At 63.3% G+C, this 20,453-nt stretch carries 17 protein-coding genes and 2 pseudogenes; 11 read left to right on the forward strand and 8 right to left on the reverse strand.

Translation table 11 applies throughout. The annotated features are described in order from the left end of the window. From cas7c to QM789_RS04605, 4 genes are all read right to left on the reverse strand, one after another. Positions 1-915, reverse strand: coding sequence for a type I-C CRISPR-associated protein Cas7/Csd2 (cas7c, locus tag QM789_RS04590; RefSeq protein ID WP_420350793.1), 915 nt, complete (start codon positions 913-915; stop codon positions 1-3). A 6-nt stretch (positions 916-921) separates the two neighbouring features. Beyond that, entirely contained in the window at positions 922-2,784 is a 1,863-nt protein-coding gene (gene cas8c / locus QM789_RS04595; RefSeq protein WP_420350794.1) for a type I-C CRISPR-associated protein Cas8c/Csd1, read from the reverse strand. Next, complete coding sequence (cas5c, locus tag QM789_RS04600) at positions 2,781-3,479, reverse strand: type I-C CRISPR-associated protein Cas5c (RefSeq protein WP_420350795.1); 699 nt, start codon at positions 3,477-3,479, stop codon at positions 2,781-2,783. The genes cas8c and cas5c overlap by 4 nt, the downstream gene beginning before the upstream one ends. A gap of 416 nt (positions 3,480-3,895) precedes the next feature. Then, a complete protein-coding gene (locus QM789_RS04605) occupies positions 3,896-6,193 on the reverse strand; it encodes a CRISPR-associated endonuclease Cas3'' (protein WP_420350796.1) in 2,298 nt (765 codons plus the stop codon). A 101-nt stretch (positions 6,194-6,294) separates the two neighbouring features. Between QM789_RS04605 and QM789_RS04610 the strand changes: the two genes are divergently transcribed. The 4 genes and pseudogenes from QM789_RS04610 to QM789_RS04625 form a co-directional block, all read left to right on the forward strand. After that, positions 6,295-6,738 carry an IS4 family transposase DNA-binding protein gene (locus QM789_RS04610; protein WP_420350797.1) on the forward strand — a complete coding sequence of 148 codons (444 nt, stop codon included), beginning with the start codon at positions 6,295-6,297 and terminating at the stop codon, positions 6,736-6,738. Positions 6,739-6,767: 29 nt separating this feature from the next. Then, positions 6,768-7,163, forward strand: coding sequence for a transposase (locus QM789_RS04615; RefSeq protein WP_420350798.1), 396 nt, complete (start codon positions 6,768-6,770; stop codon positions 7,161-7,163). After that, positions 7,160-7,579, forward strand: a pseudogene (gene tnpB, locus QM789_RS04620) (IS66 family insertion sequence element accessory protein TnpB). Before QM789_RS04615 ends, tnpB begins: the two are co-directional and overlap by 4 nt. A gap of 26 nt (positions 7,580-7,605) precedes the next feature. Beyond that, a pseudogene (locus QM789_RS04625) lies at positions 7,606-8,050 on the forward strand (transposase domain-containing protein); the annotation flags it as partial. 84 nt (positions 8,051-8,134) lie between these two features. On the opposite strand, the gene QM789_RS04630 reads toward QM789_RS04625, so the two are convergent. From QM789_RS04630 to QM789_RS04640, 3 genes are all read right to left on the reverse strand, one after another. Next, positions 8,135-9,124, reverse strand: coding sequence for an aldo/keto reductase (locus QM789_RS04630; protein ID WP_420350799.1), 990 nt, complete (start codon positions 9,122-9,124; stop codon positions 8,135-8,137). Between the two features lie 55 nt (positions 9,125-9,179). Next, positions 9,180-9,575: a (R)-mandelonitrile lyase gene (locus QM789_RS04635; RefSeq protein WP_420350800.1), complete on the reverse strand. Its 396-nt coding sequence runs from the start codon at positions 9,573-9,575 to the stop codon at positions 9,180-9,182. A gap of 125 nt (positions 9,576-9,700) precedes the next feature. Next, positions 9,701-10,882, reverse strand: a complete 1,182-nt coding sequence (locus QM789_RS04640) for an MFS transporter (RefSeq protein ID WP_420350801.1) — start codon at positions 10,880-10,882, stop codon at positions 9,701-9,703. Between the two features lie 137 nt (positions 10,883-11,019). On the opposite strand from QM789_RS04640, the gene QM789_RS04645 reads away from it, so the two are divergent. Next, positions 11,020-11,925 carry a LysR family transcriptional regulator gene (locus QM789_RS04645; RefSeq protein WP_420350802.1) on the forward strand — a complete coding sequence of 302 codons (906 nt, stop codon included), beginning with the start codon at positions 11,020-11,022 and terminating at the stop codon, positions 11,923-11,925. A gap of 258 nt (positions 11,926-12,183) precedes the next feature. On the opposite strand, the gene QM789_RS04650 is transcribed toward QM789_RS04645, so the two are convergent. Beyond that, entirely contained in the window at positions 12,184-12,372 is a 189-nt protein-coding gene (locus QM789_RS04650; RefSeq protein ID WP_420351146.1) for a hypothetical protein, read from the reverse strand. Between the two features lie 201 nt (positions 12,373-12,573). Here QM789_RS04650 and QM789_RS04655 point away from each other — a divergent pair, with 201 nt between their 5' ends. The 6 genes from QM789_RS04655 to QM789_RS04680 all read left to right on the forward strand — a co-directional run bounded on the left by QM789_RS04655 (position 12,574) and on the right by QM789_RS04680 (position 20,394). Further along, the gene (locus QM789_RS04655) at positions 12,574-13,968 is read left to right on the forward strand and encodes an LLM class flavin-dependent oxidoreductase (RefSeq protein ID WP_420350803.1); all 1,395 of its coding nucleotides are present in this window, start codon (positions 12,574-12,576) and stop codon (positions 13,966-13,968) included. Between the two features lie 63 nt (positions 13,969-14,031). Further along, positions 14,032-15,642, forward strand: coding sequence for an ABC transporter substrate-binding protein (locus tag QM789_RS04660; protein ID WP_420350804.1), 1,611 nt, complete (start codon positions 14,032-14,034; stop codon positions 15,640-15,642). Beyond that, positions 15,639-16,592 carry an ABC transporter permease gene (locus QM789_RS04665; RefSeq protein ID WP_420350805.1) on the forward strand — a complete coding sequence of 318 codons (954 nt, stop codon included), beginning with the start codon at positions 15,639-15,641 and terminating at the stop codon, positions 16,590-16,592. The genes QM789_RS04660 and QM789_RS04665 overlap by 4 nt, the downstream gene beginning before the upstream one ends. 17 nt (positions 16,593-16,609) lie before the next feature. Continuing rightward, the gene (locus QM789_RS04670; protein WP_420350806.1) at positions 16,610-17,500 is read left to right on the forward strand and encodes an ABC transporter permease; all 891 of its coding nucleotides are present in this window, start codon (positions 16,610-16,612) and stop codon (positions 17,498-17,500) included. 3 nt (positions 17,501-17,503) lie between these two features. Then, positions 17,504-19,138, forward strand: a complete 1,635-nt coding sequence (locus QM789_RS04675) for a dipeptide ABC transporter ATP-binding protein (protein ID WP_420350807.1) — start codon at positions 17,504-17,506, stop codon at positions 19,136-19,138. Between the two features lie 17 nt (positions 19,139-19,155). After that, entirely contained in the window at positions 19,156-20,394 is a 1,239-nt protein-coding gene (locus QM789_RS04680) for an acyl-CoA dehydrogenase family protein (RefSeq protein WP_420350808.1), read from the forward strand. Positions 20,395-20,453: the final 59 nt, after the last annotated feature.

The raw sequence follows: 20,453 nt of genomic DNA on the forward strand, positions 1-20,453 counted from the left end.
CTACTGCTCACAGGGATAAAGCACGGTAACACCCTCCGGGAGGTTCGCGTCGTCTAGGCGCACGATATAATCCGCGAACCTCCGAGCCGGTGGCAAGTTGCCGAGGCCCTTGTCGTCCAACGCGCGGAATTCGCCATCCACGTTGCGGCCGATCTGAACACGGTCGAACAACTTATGCGCGGGGGCGTTGCCGAGGGCGCTATCGTGCCGGAAGACGATCAGCTTCTGGGTGTTCATTTCCATTCGAGCGGCCGAACGATCATGCTCGAACATGTTGCACAATGCCTCGAACAGCAGGTCCAAATCCTCTTGGGAAAAGCCGGTCCCCTTGGTCTGATCGCCTGCGAGGCTGGCCGAGATGAATCCGTGGCAACGATAGAGACCATAGGGAACGATATATTTGCGACCCATCGTTCGCTCTTTCGCGGCATCCTTTTCATTGGTGACGGAGGAGCGGGTGATGGTGATCTCCTCAGCTCGAATCGGCTCCACCGACTCCGAGAAACCAAACTGCACCGGTCCCCGAACCTGTCCCGCATTGACCTCGGTGGTCATCACCGCGCCGAAGCTGCGTATATCGAAGAAATTGTCGCACATCCAACGGGTAATGTTACGCCCCTCCTCCTTTGGCAGCTTCTTCGCATCTGGCTTCATGCCTAGTGCCGCATAAGCCTCTCCATGCGTATTGTTCAGAATCGCCTTTTCCCGCATATAAATTCGGTAGGGCGGCGCGCCCTCGTGCTTCAGTTCAACATAGTTGCGGACCTTGCGCTTGATAGCAACATCGGTGACCAGGCCCTTCTGCGTGTCATTGTCGATCCGGGGCATATTTCCGTTGTCTGGGTCTCCGTTCGGATTTCCGTTCTTGATGTCAAAGAGAAAGACAAAATCATAGCGGTTGGTGATCGGCGTCATTTGCCCTTACTCCTCGGTATCGTTATCGGCTGGGTCGGGTTCGTCGTTCGATGTGGCATCACCGCGTTTCGCATAGCGTTCCTGATAATAACCCACCAGAAACAAGCCCTGCTCCTCAGCAGAATGCTGCATTGGCGCGGCTTCGGACAGACTAGCCCAGAGTTGGCCGATATCGCGCCCCAGCCCGGCGGCAACACGTTTGGCATGCAGCGCATCCTTGATCCAGTCGGCGTCGGAATGGCCATTCCGCAACCGTTTCAAGTGGTGGTTTTCGGCATTCATCAGCAGGTTCGGAAACACCCGACCCGGGGTTGCGGCGGCGGCGCTCAGAAACTTGTCCTTGACCGTCGCATTGATCCCGTCGCCGAGTGCGGCAAGCTGCGCGCGCTCGATCAGCGCGAATAGACGACCGAGGCGGCGGGCGGGGTTCGGATCGTCGGGATCAGGTCGCATCAGATAATCCTTATTGTCGAGGCCATCGGCGTTCTTCGGCAGCCGGCCGTCCAGCCGCATGTCGCGCAGGATGAGGCCCTTGATCAGTGAAATGCGGATGCGGTCGAGCACATGATCGCTGCGCACACGCAAAACCAGCAGGCCCAGAAGAGCCCGAGGGAAGCGCGCCCCGGTGATGATCGCCCGCAAGAGTTCACCCGAGAGCAGCGGTGATACCCGCTCACCGTCATATCGCAACTGGCCGTTGCGGATTTCAGCCGGTGCGGTGCGCAGCGTCGCGGCCCGGATCGAGAAGATAGGCCGCTCAGGCGCGGGCTCCATCGCAACATCGCGCAAATAGGCGGCATAGTGATCGGCCAGAGTGCCGAAATCCCCCTCCCAATAGAAACGCACGGAGAGCCGTGCTGCGTTGGGAGAAAGGCCCAAAAAAAAGATACGCACACCCTCCGCGAGACGCGGCTCGATTTCGCGCAAGGATTTTCCGGTGCGCATCGCCAGGAGCTTGCTTTCGATCTGTCCCTCGACAATCTTTTCGTCCGCGCCTGCCTTGCTGCGGTCCCCCAGCATCAGCGCCGACCAGAGTTCCGCCTCCTCCGCCAGCTTCATGTCGCTGCAATCGGCCCAGAACACCGTCGAGGCGTCGCCGATCTGGATGCGATGGCCGCTGTCTTTGTCGAGATAGCGGTTCAGCACCGTGCCGTAGGCAAAGGCTGCCGCCTCGGACACCGGGGCATTGTCACCCTGATCGTGACCGTAGGATGTGAAGGCGTCGAGGTTGAAGGACACCAGACTCGCGCCCGAAGACTGCGCACCCCACACCCCTTTGATCGAGGGATGCAGCCGGGCCACCGGACCGGCATCCCCCGTTACCAGACAGGTCTGCGGGTCCGACGCGCCTTCTGCCCCGATGCGCCGCCACAACTCGCGCGCAGCGGGGCGGTCATGGATATAGCCATCGAGATACTCATCGGCCAATGCAAAGACGATGTTCTGATCGCGCAAATCCTCGGGCCAGAGCGGTAACCCAAAACTGTCCGGGTTCCAGCCTTCCAGAAAGCGCAGCAAGACAAGCAGGCCCGGGTCGTCCGTTCCCGCCAGCCATTCCGCATGACGGGCGCGAAAGGCGGCATGTTCCTCCGCCGTCCGCTTGCCCTCGCCAGCGGTCACGCCCAAGACATAGGCCGATTTGTCCCACAGGAAGTTCGGCGCGATGCCAGCGGTCCGCTTCACCGCCCGCGGCACCAGCAGCATCCGGGGGCTCCGTTTCCTGTCGTCGCCGCGCAGATCCTCGACACTGGCAACCGATCCGTCAGCGTTCAGCAGCACACAAAAGCCGATCTTCTCTTTTGAAAAGCCAAAGGGCGGCGTATCGGGCAGGCGGTCATAGGCGCGGACCAGCGAGGCGAGCATGCTCATCCCTTCACCTCCGGGCTGCCGGGTTGCGGCACCTCCAGCACGCCGTCGCGCAAGGCAGCGCGGAAGAACAGCGACGGTCGGCCGGGGCGGGCGTGGTCAATGTCCCATAGCATGAAGCCCAGATCGCGCGGGGTGCCGAAGCCGAGATCGGTGGTTTCTGCCTCGGGGTTGCGGGCGGGCAAGGGCGCATCCGGCGGGATCAGGTCGAAATGCGCAGTGAATTCTCGGGTGCCAAGGCAGGGCTGATGAAAGCACTGCCCCCGGGCGGCGCGGCGGTTGAATATGTCGAGATGCTTGCCCTCATTGTCATCAGGACCGGCCTTTCCCGTCATCTCGAAATGCGCCTCGATCACATAGGCAGGTTTGACCAGCACGGTCGAGGCGCGCTGCTGGCGATCCTCATCGACCAGAAGCTGCAACCCCTCCAGATCGCCGCGATTTATCGCCTGCCTGATCTTGCCGGCGGGGGCCTTGTGGCCGACCTCGTTACGGCGGATGGACTGGAAGCGGATCGGCTCCAGCACATGGATGCGGTCGATGACCCAGCGGATCGCGGGCTTCCAGTGAATCGCTTCCAGGATGCCGCGTGCGGCGGAGGGGGTCATCACGTCATAGGATACACGCTCGACTTTCAACTCCGGTCGCGTGAACAACCCGTGCTGGCCCCAAACGTGCAGGCGGATACCGTAAGACATTGGCCCTCGTCGAATTTTTGTCGAGGCTATCGACTATAGGTAGATTGGCAAGTGAATTTTTGCGCTGGCAGGAGCTTTGACGCTCGCAGCTAGGGCGAGCGTCAATACCAACAAAACCTCAATCTCAGTTTCTATCCACGCCCCCGTGAAGGGGCGACGCGCCGCTGGCAGACCACGCTGACGCCCCGGTCGGTTTCGATCCACGCCCCCGCGAGGGGGGGCGACGTTGGTGGCTCAACTCAAGAACCGTAAGGCCAGCCTCAGGGCCAGCGCGACGCATTCGAGCACAAGCTCAATATACCGCAGAAACTTCGGAGGCTTGCAGTCCATGGTGCAGCCCTCATGTTGACCCTCTATGCGGAAATAGGGCGCAAAGAGAGTGAAGTCAATACTTCTGAGAATGAGGATTTAAATTATTAAAGCAGCCACGCCTCTTCCGACAGATAGTCCGCATGCTCCCACCACAGCCCCGTCTCGGGATGATAGAGCGACTTCGTGTCCAGCACACAGAACTGATCGCCGCGCAGGCTGGCCTCGTGAAAGCGGGCATGGCCATTTCGGATCAGCAGATCGCGCGCCTTAGCGGGCACCTGCACGGTATAGACCTGCAAGGCCCGCGCCAGTTTGCCCGAAGGGATATTCTCGAAAGCAAGCTGACGGACTGCCCCCTCCGCTTCGGCATCACCGGGAATGATGACCGGAACCATGGTCGTCTCGATCATGCGGAACTCTGCGGCCATCGTGCGGAAGGGGAAGTCCGTTCCGCTGCTGCCGAGGACCATCCGGTCGACCATCTTCTGCCCCAGCCGGTCGGGGCCGGCCTTCCAGTAGACATGCTCGAACCAGTCGCGGATTGCGGTGGGCGCCAGCAGGTCGTCATGCCGCCCTGCGACGCTGCGCATCGTGTCCGCCAGCGATTTCACCTCCGCCGGCATCGAGCGGCCGGGGGCGGAGAACACCGTCAGCGTGCTGTCCTCGACCGGCCATTCGCCATTGCGGTTGATCCGACCCGCTGCCTGCACGCAACTGTCCAGACCCGCCTCGGCGCGCCAGCCTTTGGGGAAGGACAGATCAACGCCCGCCTCGATCAGGCTGGTGGCGATCAGCCGGCAGGGCTTGCCGGATTTCAGGCGGGTGCGAATATCGGCGATGATCGCCCGCCGATGCACTGGATATTGGCGCGTGGTCAGATGGACCAGCCCGTCCAGCCCCGCGGCCTTGGCGGAATTGAACAGTTCCAGGGCATGGGCGCGGCTATTGACGATGACCATGCCCTGCGGCGTATCGCGCAGGGCTTCGATCAGCGCGGCATCGTCCATCTCACCGCCCTGCACGATCCGGGCGCGGCGCAGGTCATGCGCAAGCCGCTCTGAATCGGGGGCCAGCTCGCGGTCCTTCAACGGCAGACCCAGCTTCAACCGGCGGCTGTCGAACGCGGGTTGCGTCGCCGTGCATAGCACCACCGAGCAGCCGTAATGCGTGCAAAGCGTGTCGATCATCCGCAAGGCGGGCATCAGCAGCTTGCGCGGCAGGCATTGCGCCTCGTCCAGCACGATCACCGAACCGGCGATGTTATGCAGCTTGCGGCAGCGTGACGGACGCGCGGCAAACAGGCTTTCAAAAAGCTGCACATTGGTCGTGACCACCAGCGGAGCGGCCCAGTCCTCCATGGCGAGGCGCAGCTTGTCCTTGCCTTGCAGGCCGGTTCTTTCCTCGTCGATGGCCGAGTGATGTTCGAGCACATCGCCGCCGAAAAGATCGCAGAAAATGGCGGCTGTCTGATCAATAATGGATGTGTATGGAATCGCGTAGATGATCCTGCGATGCCCGTGGTGCGCCGCATGGTCCAGCGCGAACCCGAGTGAGGCCAGCGTCTTGCCGCCACCGGTCGGTACGGTCAGGGTGAAAAGGCCGGGTGTCATTGCGGCGCCCTGGCGGACATGAGTCAGAATGTCGGCGCGCAGGCGGTTGATCGGGCCGCTGCGGTCGAACTTCGCCATAAGAGCATCGAAGCTGCGCGACCACGTTGGCAACAGATCGGCCAAGGCCGACCAATCACGGTCCGGTTTCCGTCCATCCAGTTTGGCATAAAATGCTTCTGTGTCGCGGAAATCCGCATCGACGAGGCAGGAAAACACCATGCGCGCGGCGACAGACAGATCGAAACCTCGAACTTCAGGTTCAAAACGCGTCCGCCCTGCCAGCTCCTTGGCTACGGGACGAAAATCGGGTCGGGGCGCGTCCCAGATTTCCGGTGTGATGGGGTTCTTGAACGCATCGAGCCGACGTTCCATGCTGCTGTCCGCATTCCGACGGTCGGGCAGCCCCGCATGATGGCCTAAAATGGCATAGCCGATCACCTCGGCGCAGGGGCGCAGCCCGCCGGGCGCTTGGGCGCAAAGCAGCGCCGCACCAGCCGTAGAGTGATCCACCCGGACCTTCTCGCCGCAAAGGACGCGATCGAAGGCCGGATCATACTTGCCGAAGTCATGGAAGAGCCCGGCCAGATGAGCCGCAGCCCGCAACCCGAGGGGCATCGCGCGTTCCGCAGCCAGTGACGCCGTGTTTTCCAGGTGATGCTCCAGCAATTGCCAGTCACTTCGATCCTCCCGATTGCCAGTATGCGCGTAGTGATCCATCCGTTTCATTCCTCTCCAATCACAGCTAGCAATGAGGATTACTGCGTTCCTCCGGCGAAGCTTGCGATTACCCACAAGTGTTTGAATCTACCAAGCGTTCTCGAAAGGAAATTCTTAAATCGCAAGAATCGGTTACGATTCTGTTCGGAGCGCCAGGATCGTTGATGAGGTGCGGTATGTCGGCTCGAGGTGGGGGTTCGCGGCCCGATTGCTGTCATTGGTCGGGGAAGGAAGTGGATGTGGGAGCGTTCAAGGACGCCCGTTTGCGCCTTCGGTTTGGCGAACTTCTTCGCTGCCTGAGCGACCGAATGGGTGGGACAATCCCGCTGGCATGTCAGGATTGGGCGAGCACGAAGGCAGCCTATCGGTTCTTTTCCAACCACCGGGTCGAGGAGGGCGAGATATTGAGCGGCCATTTCGGGGCGACGAAGGCGCGCTATGCGGCGAGCGATGGCCCGATCCTGCTGCGACAGGATACGACCGAGTTTACTTACCAGCGCCACAATCCGCACGATGTCGGCTTCACCAAGAGCGTGAACAGCGGCCGGGATGCGAATGGTCGTCTGCGGCATCCCGACGCATTCCAGCCGTATGCCTGCGGTGAGGGCCGTCTGCTCTGACTGAGCAAATGGTCGTAAGGCATTGCCTTATGGCATGCGTTTCAGTTGTTTCACCCATCGAGATCTTCGCCGCCGATGAGGCTGGCCGTCGTCGGCACTGGTCGGTCCGGATCGTCGAAGAGAGCCTGCGCAGCTACCGGCAGGGTTCCGCAACGGCCCGGCGGTATGGGATTTCGCGGTCGCTGCTTTCGATCTGGCCGCGCGCGTATCGCAGCGGGGCGCTTGGTGCGCCGGATATGGGTGGAGGTTTCGTGCCTCTGGTGATGGAGAACGCCCTGCCTGCACCTGAGGACCGGCTTTCGCGGGAGGCCGATGATGCCTGCCGGATCGACATCACGCTGACGAACGGGCGTGGCATGACGATCCCTGCTTCGCTGGCCCCTTCGCCTCTGGCGGCGCTGCTGGCCGTGCTGGACCCGCGATGATCGCGTTTCCTGCCGGGGTGAAGGTCTGGATCGCGGGCGGTGTGACGGACATGCGCTGCGGGATGAACAGCCTGGCGTTGAAGGTCCAGCAGGGGCTCGGCCGCGATCCGCACGGTGGTGAGATCTTCTGCTTCCGGGAGTGAGCCATCGCGGCGCCATCGGTTCAAGCCCGATGGTGAACGAGGCGATCTGATCAACCGCCTTGGCATTACGGGATCGGCATGTCGCTGTATCTAAAGCGGCTGCAGGCGGGAAGTTCGTCTAGAAAGTCGAACCAAAGTGGCTCGACAGTTCCGGTCTCCGCAGCGCAACTCGGCAATCTTCTTGAAGGGATCGACTGGCGCAATCCGCGGCTCGGACGCAGCGGCGGCATCATGGGGGTGATACGCTCCAATCCCCTTGTTTTATTGGCATAAAGACGACGATATGGTAGGTTTTCAGTATGTCAGACACCCCTTCGGAGATCGCTGTCCTGCGCGCCGCCCTTGGCCCACGGCAGAGGCCCGTGCATCTGCTGCGGAGGGTGCCTTGGTCGCCGCCAAAGGGGAGTTGACCCAGGTTCAGGCAATTGTCTCGGCCTCCGAAGACATGATCCGGCACCTGCAACTCCAGATCGCCAGTCTCCGGCGTGAGCAGTATGACCACAGCGCCGAACGTCATGCCCGGCTGATTGAACAATTCGAGATGCAGCTTGAAGGACATCGAGACCGACATTGCCGATGACCGGGCCAAGGCCGAGATGACGGCCCCGAAGGCGGTAGTCTCACGTTCGAGCGCCGCCGCCCCACCCGCAAGCCGTTCCCGGACCATCTGCCGCGCGAGCGGGTGGTGATCGAGGCGCCGACCGCCTGCGCGGTTCGGCGCGCATATTGAAGATGGACGAAGAGTGAGGCAGCGCGCCGCCACCGGTTCCGGGCAGCGAAAAGCCGGAAGGCGCTTTGGCGGCGCCCTCCGGCGAGAGTGGCGTTGCCTTACCAGGCGTAGGCTTGAGGTGCTTCGCCGCCCGGGCCCGGCCAGATTTCATCGAGCTTGGCCAGTACCTCGCCGGACAGCGAGATCGAAGGCGCTTTCAGGTTCTGCTGCAACTGCTCGACCGTGCGGGGACCGCTGATGACCGAAGTGACGGCCGGATTGTGCAGCAGCCAGGCCAGCGCCACATTGGCCGGCGTCTCGCCGATCTCGGCGCAGAGCGCCTCCCAGGCCTCAAGCTGCGGGCGCAGGGCCGCGATCCGCGCTTGCAGCCCCGGCGTCGCCCGGCGGCCTTCGGTGATCTTGCCCAGCACGCCGCCCAGAAGGCCCATGCCGATCGGGCTCCAGGGGATCAGGCCGATGCCGAAATGGCGCAACGCCGGGATTACCTCCAGCTCGATGGTCCGCGCGGTCAGGTTGTAGAGGCTCTGTTCCGAGGCCAGCCCCAGCATGTGGCGTGCGTTGGCCGACATCTGCGCCGTGGCGATGTCCCATCCGGCGAAGTTCGACGACCCGACATAGGTGATCTTGTCCTCGCGGATCAGCTGCTCCATCGCCTGCCAGATTTCTTCCCAGGGCGTCGCCCGGTCGATATGGTGCATCTGGTAGAGGTCGATGTGGTCGGTTTTCAGCCGTTTCAGGCTGGTCTCGCAGGCGCGGCGGATGTGATAGGCGGAGAGGTATTTGTCGTTCGGCCCGGTCTCCATCGGTTGATAGACCTTGGTGGCCAGCACGATCTTGTCGCGCCGGGAGGCGTCCTGCGCCAGCCAGTCGCCGATGATCTCCTCGGAGGTGCCATAGCCCTTCGCCATATCCGGCGATTGCGGCCCGCCATAGACATCGGCGGTGTCGAAGAAGTTGATACCGGCGTCCAGCGCCGTATCCATGATGGTGAAGCTGGTCGCCTCGTCGGTCAGTTCGCCGAAATTCATCGCCCCGAGTGTGATGCGGCTGACCCGCAGGCCGGTGCGGCCAAGATGGGTGTAGTCCATGATGCTTGCTCCTGTTGTGAACGCCGTCTGCAATTCAGCCAGATCCGGAAGGGGGTCAGGCGTCGTATTCGGCGTCGGTAACATGCTCCAGCCAGTCAACGACCTTGCCGTCCTGAACCTCCTGAAGCGCGATATGGGTCATGGCGACCTCGGGCGAGGCGCCGTGCCAGTGTTTCTCGCCCGGCTCGAACCACACCACATCGCCGGGGCGGATCTCCTCGACGGCGCCGCCCTCGCGCTGCACCCGGCCGAGGCCGGAGGTCACAATCAGCGTCTGGCCGAGCGGATGGGTGTGCCATGCGGTGCGGGCGCCCGGCTCGAAGGTGACATGGGCGCCCTGCACCCGGTCGGGGGCAGAGGGATTGAAGAGCGCGTCGATGCGCACCCGGCCGGTGAACCAGTCGGCAGGACCGGGGCGCGAGGGCGTCTGCCCGGAACGATAGATCTGCATTGGAACTTCCTTTTGTTAAGGACGGGGGTTTCCTCAGTGAACCCTGCCGGTGGCAACCACTGCCGGCAGGATATGACGGATCACTCGACCTGGTGCGCCATTTCGAACCTCCGTCTGCGCTACGGTTACGCAGATTTCAGCATATGCTTGCCGTCCCGGATCAGGGCGATGGCGGCAATGGCGAGAACGATGCTGCCGATAAAGGTGGCCTGAATCGAGAGACCATCCAGCAGCAGCCCGCCCAGTACAGCACCCAGCAGGATCGAGGCCTGGATCGCCGCCACCATCAGGCTGCCGCCGGCCTCGGGCGCATCGTCGGCGTTCTGCGACATCCATGTCATCCAGATCACCGAGAACATGGTGTTCATCGCGCCCCAGATCGCCATGAACAGACCCGTGGCGATCACGGAATGGCCTAGGGCCAGAAGCCCGACCGTAGCACCACCCATCACCAGCGCCGGCAGCTTCAGGAACGGCGCGGCATTGCCCTTGATGAAGCGGCCCGCCGCCCAGGTGCCGATGAAGCCCGCGCAGCCAAGCAGAAGCAGCAGCGCCGAAAGCGTGGTCACATCTACCCCCGTCACCTGCTCCAGAAACGGGCGCAGATAGGTGAACATGCTGAAGGCCGAGCCCCAGGACAGCATGCAGGCGATCAGCCCGCGCCGGAAATAGGGCCGCTTCAGCAGGTCGAACAGCGCGCGGAAGTCCTGCCTTGTGCGCGCGGGCATCGACGGCAGCGCGACCAGGTGCCAGACGAGGTTGACGGCAACGATGGGTGTCAACGCCCAGAACACCGCGCGCCAGCCGAAGAAGCCGCCCAGATAGCTGCCGATCGGCGCGGCGAAGGCGGCGGCGATGGCCTGCCCCCCATACATCAGCGCCAGCGCCTTGGGCACGTCCTCGGCCGGCACCAGCCGCATGATGACGGCAGTCGCCAGCGCCCAGAAACCGCCGATGCAGATACCGAGCAGCGCCCGCCCGATCATCAGGACGGTAAAGTTCGGCGCCGCCGCGACGAGCACCAGTGACATCAGCATGAATGCCGTCAGGATTACCAGCACCCCTTTGCGGTTCAGCGTCCCGGCGGCGGTGGTGATGAGCAGACTGGCCAGCACCGCGAACAACCCGCTGATCGAGATCGCCTGCCCGGTCTGGCCCTCCGTCGCCCCCAGCCCCGCCGCCATCGGGGTCAGCAGGCTGACCGGCATGAACTCGGACGCGATCAGCATCGCCACGCAAAGCGCCATCGACAGGACGGCACCCCAGGCGGCAAGTCTGCTGCCGCTATCTTCTACGGAGGAAACCATGTCCTCTTGCTCCGATATGTCAGGTTTTCACAATGATATAGCCGCTCTCAGCCTCTCCGATTACCCGCCTTAATTTGATTGGACCTATCGAACAGGTCGATTAATGTGGACCCGTCAGGGAAGCACTGCGAGGACACATGGAGAAAACCGACTTCAATCACCTGACATGGTTCAGGATTGTCGCTGAGGAGCGCAGCTTCACCAAGGCGGCGGCCCGGATCGGTGTTGTGCAATCCACCCTGAGCTATGCGATCAAGCAGTTGGAGACGAGCATGGGCATCCGTCTCCTCACGCGCACGACCCGGAGCGTTTCGACGACCCCCGCCGGCGAAAAACTCTTGAAGACGATCACCCCGCGCATGGCCGAGATCGAGGACGAAATCGCGGCGCTGATGGCCTTTCGTGACAAGCCTTCTGGGTCGATCCGCCTGACGCTGGCGGATCACGCGCTCGAAAGCGTCGTCTGGCCGAAGCTGAAGCCGGTGCTGAAGGACTATCCCGACATCAGCGTCGAGTTGTGCGTGGACGGTCGCTTTCGCAATATCGTCGAGGAAGGCTTTGATGCGGGTGTCCGGCTTGGCGAGAGCGTCGAGAAGGATATGGTCGCGGTTCGGATCGGGCCGGATTTTCGCTTGGTGGCCGTCGCGTCTCCCGATTATCTCAGGGCGCACGGCGTGCCGGATCATCCCCAAGACCTCCTCCGGCACAGCTGCATCAACATCCGCCACGACAGCGCCGGTGGTGTCTATTCGTGGGAGTTCGAGAAGGACGGGAAGGCCCTACGCGTCCGGGTAAACGGCCAGCTGACCTTCAGCGATTCCTATGCCATGGTTAATGCTGCGGAGAGCGGCTACGGGATCACCTATGTCCCGGAAAGCATCGTGGAACAGCGCATCGCTGCCGGTCGTCTCGCGCAAGTTCTTGAAGATTGGTCACCTTATTTCGACGGCTATTTCCTTTACTATCCCAGCCGCCGCCAGAACCTGCCTGCCTTCAAGGTTATCGTCGACGCGCTTCGGCACCGCGGCGTGTCTGGCCGATAGCTGCCTGGACGTTATCCTGAGTGACTGCGAAACGGGGTCAGGTACAGCCGTCATGCCAACGCCCGCACCAACCCGGCCATCAGGCATCCGAAATGCCCGTTCGAGCGGGCAGATCGTTTGAATTCAAGGCAAGGGCGCACTCTGGTTTTGCCTGACCGCGCAAAGATACTGTCGCATCGGACGAGAACCCGTGTCCTGGCGCAAGCCATGCAGCGGCGCTCATTTCCCGCGAAGCGCCGCCCGCCCACTCGGGACGAGTCATCGCCGCAGCTTGAACGCCATCACATAATCCCCCCGCTCGGACGAGTTCCGCGCGCCGCCGGCGGTGATCGGCACGAACTGTTCGCCGGTTTCCGGGGAGTTGCAGGTGATCGGCCCGGCTTGCGATCCGACGGGCAGGCGCCCTTTCCAAAGCTCCTTGCCGGTCGAGCTGTCATAGGCGCGCAGATGGTAAGGCCTGCCGGGCGGTTAGGTTGTCCCGAACATTTGGATATATGTTGATCTGTCACCCTTGCAGTATCCGATACCCTTTTTCCGGGCCGAGATGAAAAATTGCATGCGCATGGCGGGAAAAGACGAAGTTAATTATCTATGTATTTTGTCGTCATTTAAGGGCTATGGTCCCTGCAAACAGCAGGGCTCGCGAACATGCCGACATCACAAAAGAAAATCATCTATAACGCGTTCACGCATGTCACCCTGTCCCATCAGAGCCATGGGCAGTGGCGCCGACCCGAAGCACAGGACCAGCGGAATTTTTCTCGGCTTGAGCCCTGGGTCCGGCTGGCGCGGATCGCCGAGCGGGGCAAGCTCGACACGATCTTCTTTGCCGATACGGTGGGCGTCTACGACACCTGGCGTGGCGGATGGGAGACGGTCGCCCGCGAGGGGATGCAGTTCCCGTCGAACGATCCCGCGAGCCTGATTTCCGCGCTTGGCTATGCGACCCGGAATCTGGGCTTCGTTGTAACCTCGTCGATCATTCAGGAGCATCCGTTCAACTTCGCGCGCAAGATGTCCACGCTTGATCACCTGACCGATGGGCGTGTGGGCTGGAACATCGTCACCTCCTACTTGGACAATGCGGCGCGCAATTTCGGGTTGGATCATCTGCCGCTGCATGACGACCGCTATGCCTGGGCCGGGGAATATGCCGAGGTCGTCTACAAACTCTGGGAGGCGAGTTGGGAAGACGGTGCCGTCGTCACCGATACGGCGGCGGGGATCTATGCCGATCCGGCCCATATTCATGCCATCAATCATAAAGGTCCGCGCTACAGCGTTGCCGGCCCGCATCTGCCGCAACCTTCGCCACAGCGCACGCCGGTTCTGTTCCAGGCCGGAGCCTCCCGTGCCGGGCGTGACTTTGCCGCGCGACATGCGGAGGTCACCTTTCTGCCCGCCGTTACACCCGAAGCCCTGCGCGCCGACATCGCCGATCTGAACGGGCGGGTGGTCCGCGGCGGTCGCAAGGTCGGAGACCTGAAATATCTGACGATGATTCATCCGATCATCGGATCGACCGAGGCCGAAGCGCAGGCGCGCCATCGCGAGTTTCTGGAATGGCGGCTGGAGGAAAGCTATTTCGCTCATGCTTCCGGCAGTATCGGCTTTGACCTGTCGAAGATCGACCCCGCGACTCCGCTGAAGGATGTTCACAGCGAATATACCCAGGGCGGATTGAAGGCGCTGATAGACGCAGCGCCGGACCGCAATGCGACCTTTGGCGATGTCGTCCAGAAGCGTCTCAACAAGCCGGTCGTCGGAACGCCCGAGCAGATCGCCGATGAAATCGCCCGCTGGGTCGAGGCCGGAATCGACGGGTTCAACCTCGTGCCGGTGGTCACGCCCGACTGGTTCGAGGAATTCGTTGACGGTGTTGTGCCGGTCCTGCGGTCGCGCGGCCTGATCCAATCCGACTATGCCGAAGGGACGTTGCGCGAAAAGCTGGGCGGGCGTGCCGTACTTGACGACAGCCATCCCGCGCGGCGCCTGCGCCCCTGGGCGGCGGACCAAACACCGCGGGAAGAGGCGGTGTCGTGACGCGCCACTTCCGTCCTGCCAACACCCTCCCCGGGCCTTTCCTGACTGATCGGAAAACAGACCATGACACCGTATTTTGCTTTCGGCCGGCGTTCATTCCTTCTGGGGGCATCGGCGCTTGCGCTGTTCGCCCCGGCGGCGGCGCGCGCGGCTTCCAGCTCGACCGTGGCGCCCAAAGGCGCGCCGGTTTCCGGCGGCACCCTGATCGTCGGCCAGTATCAGGAACCCACCTTCTTCGACCCGAACCGACAGTATTCCTATGAAACCTACCGCCTCGACAAGCATATCTATGAATCGCTCGTGGCCGAGGATCTGAGCACCCCGGCAGAGGACGGCCCGCCGCCTCTCGTACCGGCGCTGGCCGAAAGCTGGGAAATCTCTCCGGACGCGAAGACCTTCACTTTCCACCTGCGCAAGGGCGTGAATTTCCACGACGGCACCGATTTCGATGCCGAGGCGGTGCGCTTCAACGTGCGCCGGTTCACCGATGACACTTTCGAATATTTCGACGCCCGTTCGCAGGCGACGATGACGCGGGTCTACGGCGATCTGACGGAGGTCAGGGTTCTCGACAGCCATACCGTCCAATACGTCTTCAGCCGGCCGTTCCTGGAATTCCTGCGTCTGCTGCCGCAGGGCAATTTCGTGTCCGGCATCTTCTCTCCGAAGGCGCTTCAGACCTGGGGGCAGGACGATCTGGCGGCCCATCCCACGGGCACCGGCCCCTATCGCTTCGTAGAACGGGTGCATGGGGAAAAGACCGTCCTCGAACGCAACCCGGACTACTGGGGCAAGGCGCCGCTGTCGGACCGGATCGTCTTCCGCCCGATTCAGGACGACAACACCCGGCTGGCAGCGCTGCGGTCTGGCGAGATCGACATCCTGACCCGCACGCCTGTCGACGCCGTTGAGGGGCTGGAGGCCGAAGGCTATCAGGTTCTGCAAAGCCCGGGCGCGAGCCTGCTGTTTCTCGAATGGAACTTCCGTAACGAATTCGCGGCGAAACGCGAGATCCGGCAGGCGATCATTCAGGCCATCAACCGCGCGGAGTTGGCGAAGGTCATCCTGCGCGGCCATGCGGACCCGGCCTATAACATCCTGAACGTCGGCAATGATGCCTATGATCCGGCGCAGAAGGATTACGCCTATGATCCCGAAGCCTCGCGCCGCCTGATTGCCGAAGCCGGCTACAAGGAAGGCGAGATCAAGTTCACGCTGATCACCGACGAAGCCAACCAGCAGGTTCTGGAATGGGTGCAGCGCGACCTTGCCGCCGTGGGCATCAAGGCGGAACTGGTGTCGCAGGAATGGCTGGTCTACACTGCCAATCTGGGCAAGCTGACGCCTGACATCGCGGCCTATGCGATGGAATGGGGCTTCGTGACGCCCTATTGGCTGAAGATCGTCTATGACCTTTACATCGTTTCGCGTGGCGGCGGCGAGGCCTTCGTCGGCGACAAGCTGGCGCCCGCGATCCAGGCGGCGGCCGATGCGACGGACCGGACCGAGGCGCTGAAGCTCTGGAAGGCGGCGAATGCGGAATTTGCGCATCAGGTGGGGGCGATCCCGCTGGCGACCTTCACCCGCTATTACACGACGGCCCCGCAGGTGCGCGGGTTCAATGTTCCGCAGCAGAACTTCTATGACCTCAGCCCGGTCTGGATCGAGAAATGACGCGGGCGATCCTCTCCCGGTTGTTGCAGGCCGTGCCGGTGTTTCTGGTGATTTCGGTGCTCGTGTTTGCCGCGGTTCATGTGGCGCCGGGCGATCCGATCACCAATTCGCTGGCGGGCATCCTCAGCCAGGAGGCGATCGACAAGATCCGGCAGGAGTACGGCCTCGATCAGTCGATCGTGGTGCAGTATTTTGCCTGGCTCAAGCAGCTGTTCCAGCTCAACTGGGGCTATTCGCTGGTCCGGCGGGTGCCGGTGTTCGACCTGATCGGGCCCGCATTCCTCAACACGCTGCTGCTCACCGGCGCCGCGGTACTGATCTGCTCGGTGTTCGGGGTGCTGATCGGCATCGTTGCCGGGCTGCGCCGCGGCGGGGTGCTGGACCGCGGCACGATGGCGGTGGTGCAGCTGGCGCATAACCTGCCTGTGTTCTTCCTCGGCCTGCTGCTGATCTGGGTGTTCGGGGTGAAGCTGCGCTGGCTGCCTACCTCGGGCATGTATGACATGCGGGGCGATCAGGGTTGGGTCGATGCCGCACGGCATCTGATCCTGCCCGCGATTTCGGCGGCCTTCGTCTCGATGCTGGTGCTGGCCCGGCTGATCCGGGCTTCGACGATCGAAATCATGGCGTCGGACCATATCCGCACCTATCGCTCACAGGGGTTCGGTCCGGCGCAGCTGATCGGGCGTCATCTGCTGCGCAGCCTTGCCGCGCCGATCGTCAACATGACCGGGTTGCAGATCGGCTACCTGATGAGCGGCGTGGTCTTCATCGAAGCCGTGTTCAACTGGCCCGGCATCGGCACCCTGCTCTACGCCGCGGCGGCGGGCCGTGACTATCCCGTGGTGATGGCGGGGGTGATGCTGGTGACAGGCTGCTACCTCATCATCAATCTCGTGACAGACATCATCCTCGACCTGCTCAACCCCCGCCTTCGGGCGAACGCATGATGCAGGAGGAGTCCGACATGACCGATATCAGTTCCCCGGATCTGGCCCTTGACAGCCGCAGCCTTGCCGGTGCGCGGTTGCGCACCATCGCCCGGCGCTTCTTCCGCAATCGGCTGGCGGTGGCGAGCCTTCTGTTTCTGGCGCTTGTGACGCTTCTGGCGGTCTTCGCGCCCCTAGTCGCGCCTTTGTCCCCGGAGGCCGCCGACCCGGCGATGCGTCTCGCGCCACCCGGCAGCCCGGACTACCTCCTTGGCGGAGACACGCAGGGGCGTGACATTCTCAGCCGCCTGATCTGGGGCGGACGGTCGTCACTGATCGCATCCGCCCTGCCGGTGGCTCTGGCGGCTGTGCTGGCGCTCGGCCTTGGCCTGCTGGCCGGATTCAGCCGGGGCTGGGCCGTGCCTGTCATCATGCGTGGGGTGGATATCCTGTTCGCCTTCCCGATGATCCTGTTCGCGATCGGCTTCGCCACCGCCTTCGGCCCGGGCATCGGCGCCGTTGCCGCCACGATCGTGTTTTCGGCGACGCCCTACCTGACCCGCGTGGTCTATGCCGACGTGCGCGCCGAGCGCGACAAGGAATATGTCGAGGCCGCGCGGGCCCTTGGTGCCAGCAGGCGCGAAATCCTGCTGCGCGAGATCCTTCCCAATGTGCTCACCCCGCTTGTCGTCTATGCGACAACACTCATCGGCGGAATGATCGTCTTCGCCGCCTCGCTCAGCTTCATCGGCCTTGGGGCACAGCCGCCCGCCGCCGACTGGGGCCGGATGGCATCGGAAGGGGCGAAGGTTCTGGTCACCGGGACGCCCCATGCCGCAACCGTTCCCGCCGCGCTGATCGTGCTGGTCGCAATGTCCTTCAACTGGCTCGGCGACGGATTGCGCGATGCGCTGGATCCGAGGGGCTGACCGATGAGCGTTCTCTCCATCCGTGACCTGAAGGTCGGCTTCGACACGGCTGAAGCCGTCGGTGGCATCGCGCTCGACATCGCCCCGGGCGAGATCCTGGCGCTGGTCGGTGAAAGCGGCTCGGGCAAGAGTGTCACCGCCGCGGCGATCATGGGCCTGCTGCCGCGCGGCGCGCGGGTGGGTGGTCAGATCCTGTTCGACGGGCAGGAGATCGTCGGGCTGCCGGGAAAGGCGCTGAACCGCGTGCGCGGCTCCGGCATCGGGATGATCTTCCAGAACCCGTTGACATCGCTCGACCCGAACTTCCGCATCGGCCGGCAGCTTGCCGATGTCCTGACCTTTCACAACACCGCGTCGCGGCGCGAAGCGCCCGGTGTCGCGCTCGAATGGCTGCGGCGGGTGGGAATCCGCGCGCCGGAACGGGTGATGCGGGCCTTCCCGCATGAGCTTTCGGGGGGCATGCGGCAACGTGTGATGATCGCGCTGGCCATCCTGTCGGGGCCAAAACTGCTGATCGCGGATGAACCTACGACCGCGCTGGACGCCACGATTCAGAAGCAGATCCTTGACCTTCTGCGCGAGATCAACACGCGCTTCGGCACGGCAATCCTGATGATTACGCATGATTTCGGCGTCGTCTCCTACATGGCGGACCGGGTGGCCGTGATGCGGCGTGGCCAAATTGTCGAGACGGGAAGTGCCGCGCAAATCCTGGGTGCGCCGGCGCATGACTACACCCGGCATTTGATTGCCGCGGTGCCGCGCATCGGCCTGCATCTGCGCGATGCCGACAGCAGCCGGCGGCTGGGGCTTGATGCGGCAAAGGTCGCGGCGCCCGTGCCCAAGGCGCCGTCGGAGACGTTGCTCAGGGCGCGCGGGCTTGGCAAGGTTTTCCCGGGCAGCGGTGGCGTGGCCGCCGTGCAGGACGTTTCGTTCGACATCCGGCGGGGCGAAATCTTCGGCCTGATCGGCGAAAGCGGCTCTGGCAAGTCCACCCTCGCGCGTCTGCTGGCGCAGCTGATCCCGGCCACGCGCGGCGAGGTGGTGTTCGACGGCGAAACGATCACCGGCGACGAAGCGCTCCTGCACCGTTTCCGCCGCCGCTTCCAGTTCGTGTTTCAGGACAGCACCGCAACACTCAATCCGCGCCGGACGATCGGCCAGCAGTTGACGGCGGCGCCCCTGCGTCTGGGCCTTGCCCGAGGCGCGCGGGAGGCCGTGGAGCTTGCCGAAAGCGCGCTTGAAAGCGTCGGCCTGTCCGCCGGGCTGATGCACCGGTTCCCGCACGAGTTTTCCGGCGGGCAACGGCAGCGCATCGGCATTGCCCGTGCCCTGGCGGTGAACCCGGAATTCGTCGTGCTCGACGAACCGACCTCGGCGCTCGATGTTTCGGTTCAGGCCGACATTCTGAACCTGCTGCTCGACCTGCGCGAAAAGCGGAACCTGACCTATCTGATGATCGGCCACAACCTGCCGGTGATCGAGTTCTTCTGTGATCGCGTCGGCGTGATGGACCAGGGGCGTCTTTTGGAAACCTTCGACGCCACAGACATTTTCCGTGGCGAACATCATCCATCGACGCAGCGGCTGATCGAAAGTGTGCTGCCGCTCGAACCGCGCCTGCGCGCCACCGCCTGACCCTCCGAGAGATGACCATGACCCAGCAATCTGCCCCTCCCCATGAAAATCGCCTGACCGAATTGCGCGCGCGGTTTGCGCCGGTCTTCGCCCAGATCGGTGCCGGTGCCGCGCAACGCGACATCGGCCGCATCCTGCCGCATGACGCGGTGGCAGCCCTGCGTGCGGCCGGCTTCACCCGGCTGCGTGCGCCGGTCGCCTTTGGCGGTTTCGGCGCGGATCTGCGCATCCTGTTCGCCCTGGTCGAGGATCTGGCGGAGGCCGATTCCAACCTGTCGCAGATCCTGCGCGGCCATTTCGGTTTCGGCGAAATCGTTCTTGCCGCGCCCGCCTCGCCGTGGCGGGACAAGTGGCTCAGCCGGATCGGCGGCGGAGAGATCATTGCGCCCGCCTTTACCGAAACAGGGGAAGCCGCACTCGGCGCCTTTTCGACCCGGATTTTCGAAACGCCGCAAGGCTGGGTTCTGGAGGGCGAAAAATATTATACCACCGGCACCCTGTTTGCCGATTGGGTCGATGTCGGTGCCGTGCGACCGCTTCGGCTGGGCGAAGAGCCTCCGGCGGACGGCGCCCCGCGCGTTCTGGCCACCGTGCGGGTGGCGGACCCGGGCGTGACGGTGCAGGACGACTGGGACGGTTTCGGCCAGCGGCTGACCGCCTCCGGCACGACGGTCTTCGCACAGGTTCCGGTGGAGGCCGAAGACATCCGCGAACTGGAGACGCGCCCGCCGACGACCACGGCGTTCTATCAGCAATATCACCTTGCCACGCTTGCCGGGATCGGCCGCGCCGCCGCAGGAGAACTCGCCCGGCACGTCGCAGGACGGCGGCGCACAACGACACTGGGCACCGCGCCGCGTGCGGCCGAAGACCCGCAGGTGCTGCAACTGGTCGGGAAAATCACCGCCAGGGCGGCATCGGCAAGCCGTCTTGCCGCAGCCGCTTCGGCCACGCTGGACACCGCGACGGCGGCGCTCCATGCCGGGGCGAGCCCGGATCTGGGCCGCGTCGAGATCGAGATCTATGAAGCCCAGGTCGTGATCGCGGAACTGGTTCTGGCCGCGACGACAGAGGGATTCAGCGCGCTTGGCGCCTCCTCCACCGCGCGCGGTCTGGCGTTCGACCGGTTCTGGCGCAATGCGCGCACGCTCGCGAACCACAACCCACTGATCTTCAAAGAGCGCCTCATCGGTGATTTCGCGGTCAACGGTACCTATCCGCCCGGGTATTGGCAGACCGGCATTGCGCCGACCTGAAAGGCGCAGCCCGCGACTACCGGCAATCTGTTGCCGACAGGACGCGCACCCGATCCCCT

This window comes from Paenirhodobacter sp. (genome assembly GCF_047600745.1).
Taxonomy (GTDB): Bacteria; Pseudomonadota; Alphaproteobacteria; order Rhodobacterales; family Rhodobacteraceae; genus Rhodobacter.

Bases quoted from the DNA above. Each gene is read 5' to 3' on its own strand.
- QM789_RS04660 (WP_420350804.1), top strand. From the start codon at position 14,032: ATGACACCGTATTTTGCTTTCGGCCGGCGTTCATTCCTTCTGGGGGCA.
- QM789_RS04675 (WP_420350807.1), top strand. From the start codon at position 17,504: ATGAGCGTTCTCTCCATCCGTGACCTGAAGGTCGGCTTCGACACGGCT.
- QM789_RS04615 (WP_420350798.1), top strand. From the start codon at position 6,768: ATGGCATGCGTTTCAGTTGTTTCACCCATCGAGATCTTCGCCGCCGAT.
- QM789_RS04610 (WP_420350797.1), top strand. From the start codon at position 6,295: ATGTCGGCTCGAGGTGGGGGTTCGCGGCCCGATTGCTGTCATTGGTCG.
- cas8c (WP_420350794.1), bottom strand. From the start codon at position 2,784: ATGAGCATGCTCGCCTCGCTGGTCCGCGCCTATGACCGCCTGCCCGAT.
- cas5c (WP_420350795.1), bottom strand. From the start codon at position 3,479: ATGTCTTACGGTATCCGCCTGCACGTTTGGGGCCAGCACGGGTTGTTC.
- cas7c (WP_420350793.1), bottom strand. From the start codon at position 915: ATGACGCCGATCACCAACCGCTATGATTTTGTCTTTCTCTTTGACATC.
- QM789_RS04635 (WP_420350800.1), bottom strand. From the start codon at position 9,575: ATGCAGATCTATCGTTCCGGGCAGACGCCCTCGCGCCCCGGTCCTGCC.
- QM789_RS04655 (WP_420350803.1), top strand. From the start codon at position 12,574: ATGCCGACATCACAAAAGAAAATCATCTATAACGCGTTCACGCATGTC.
- QM789_RS04665 (WP_420350805.1), top strand. From the start codon at position 15,639: ATGACGCGGGCGATCCTCTCCCGGTTGTTGCAGGCCGTGCCGGTGTTT.
- QM789_RS04640 (WP_420350801.1), bottom strand. From the start codon at position 10,882: ATGGTTTCCTCCGTAGAAGATAGCGGCAGCAGACTTGCCGCCTGGGGT.
- QM789_RS04645 (WP_420350802.1), top strand. From the start codon at position 11,020: ATGGAGAAAACCGACTTCAATCACCTGACATGGTTCAGGATTGTCGCT.
- QM789_RS04680 (WP_420350808.1), top strand. From the start codon at position 19,156: ATGACCCAGCAATCTGCCCCTCCCCATGAAAATCGCCTGACCGAATTG.
- QM789_RS04630 (WP_420350799.1), bottom strand. From the start codon at position 9,124: ATGGACTACACCCATCTTGGCCGCACCGGCCTGCGGGTCAGCCGCATC.
- QM789_RS04670 (WP_420350806.1), top strand. From the start codon at position 16,610: ATGACCGATATCAGTTCCCCGGATCTGGCCCTTGACAGCCGCAGCCTT.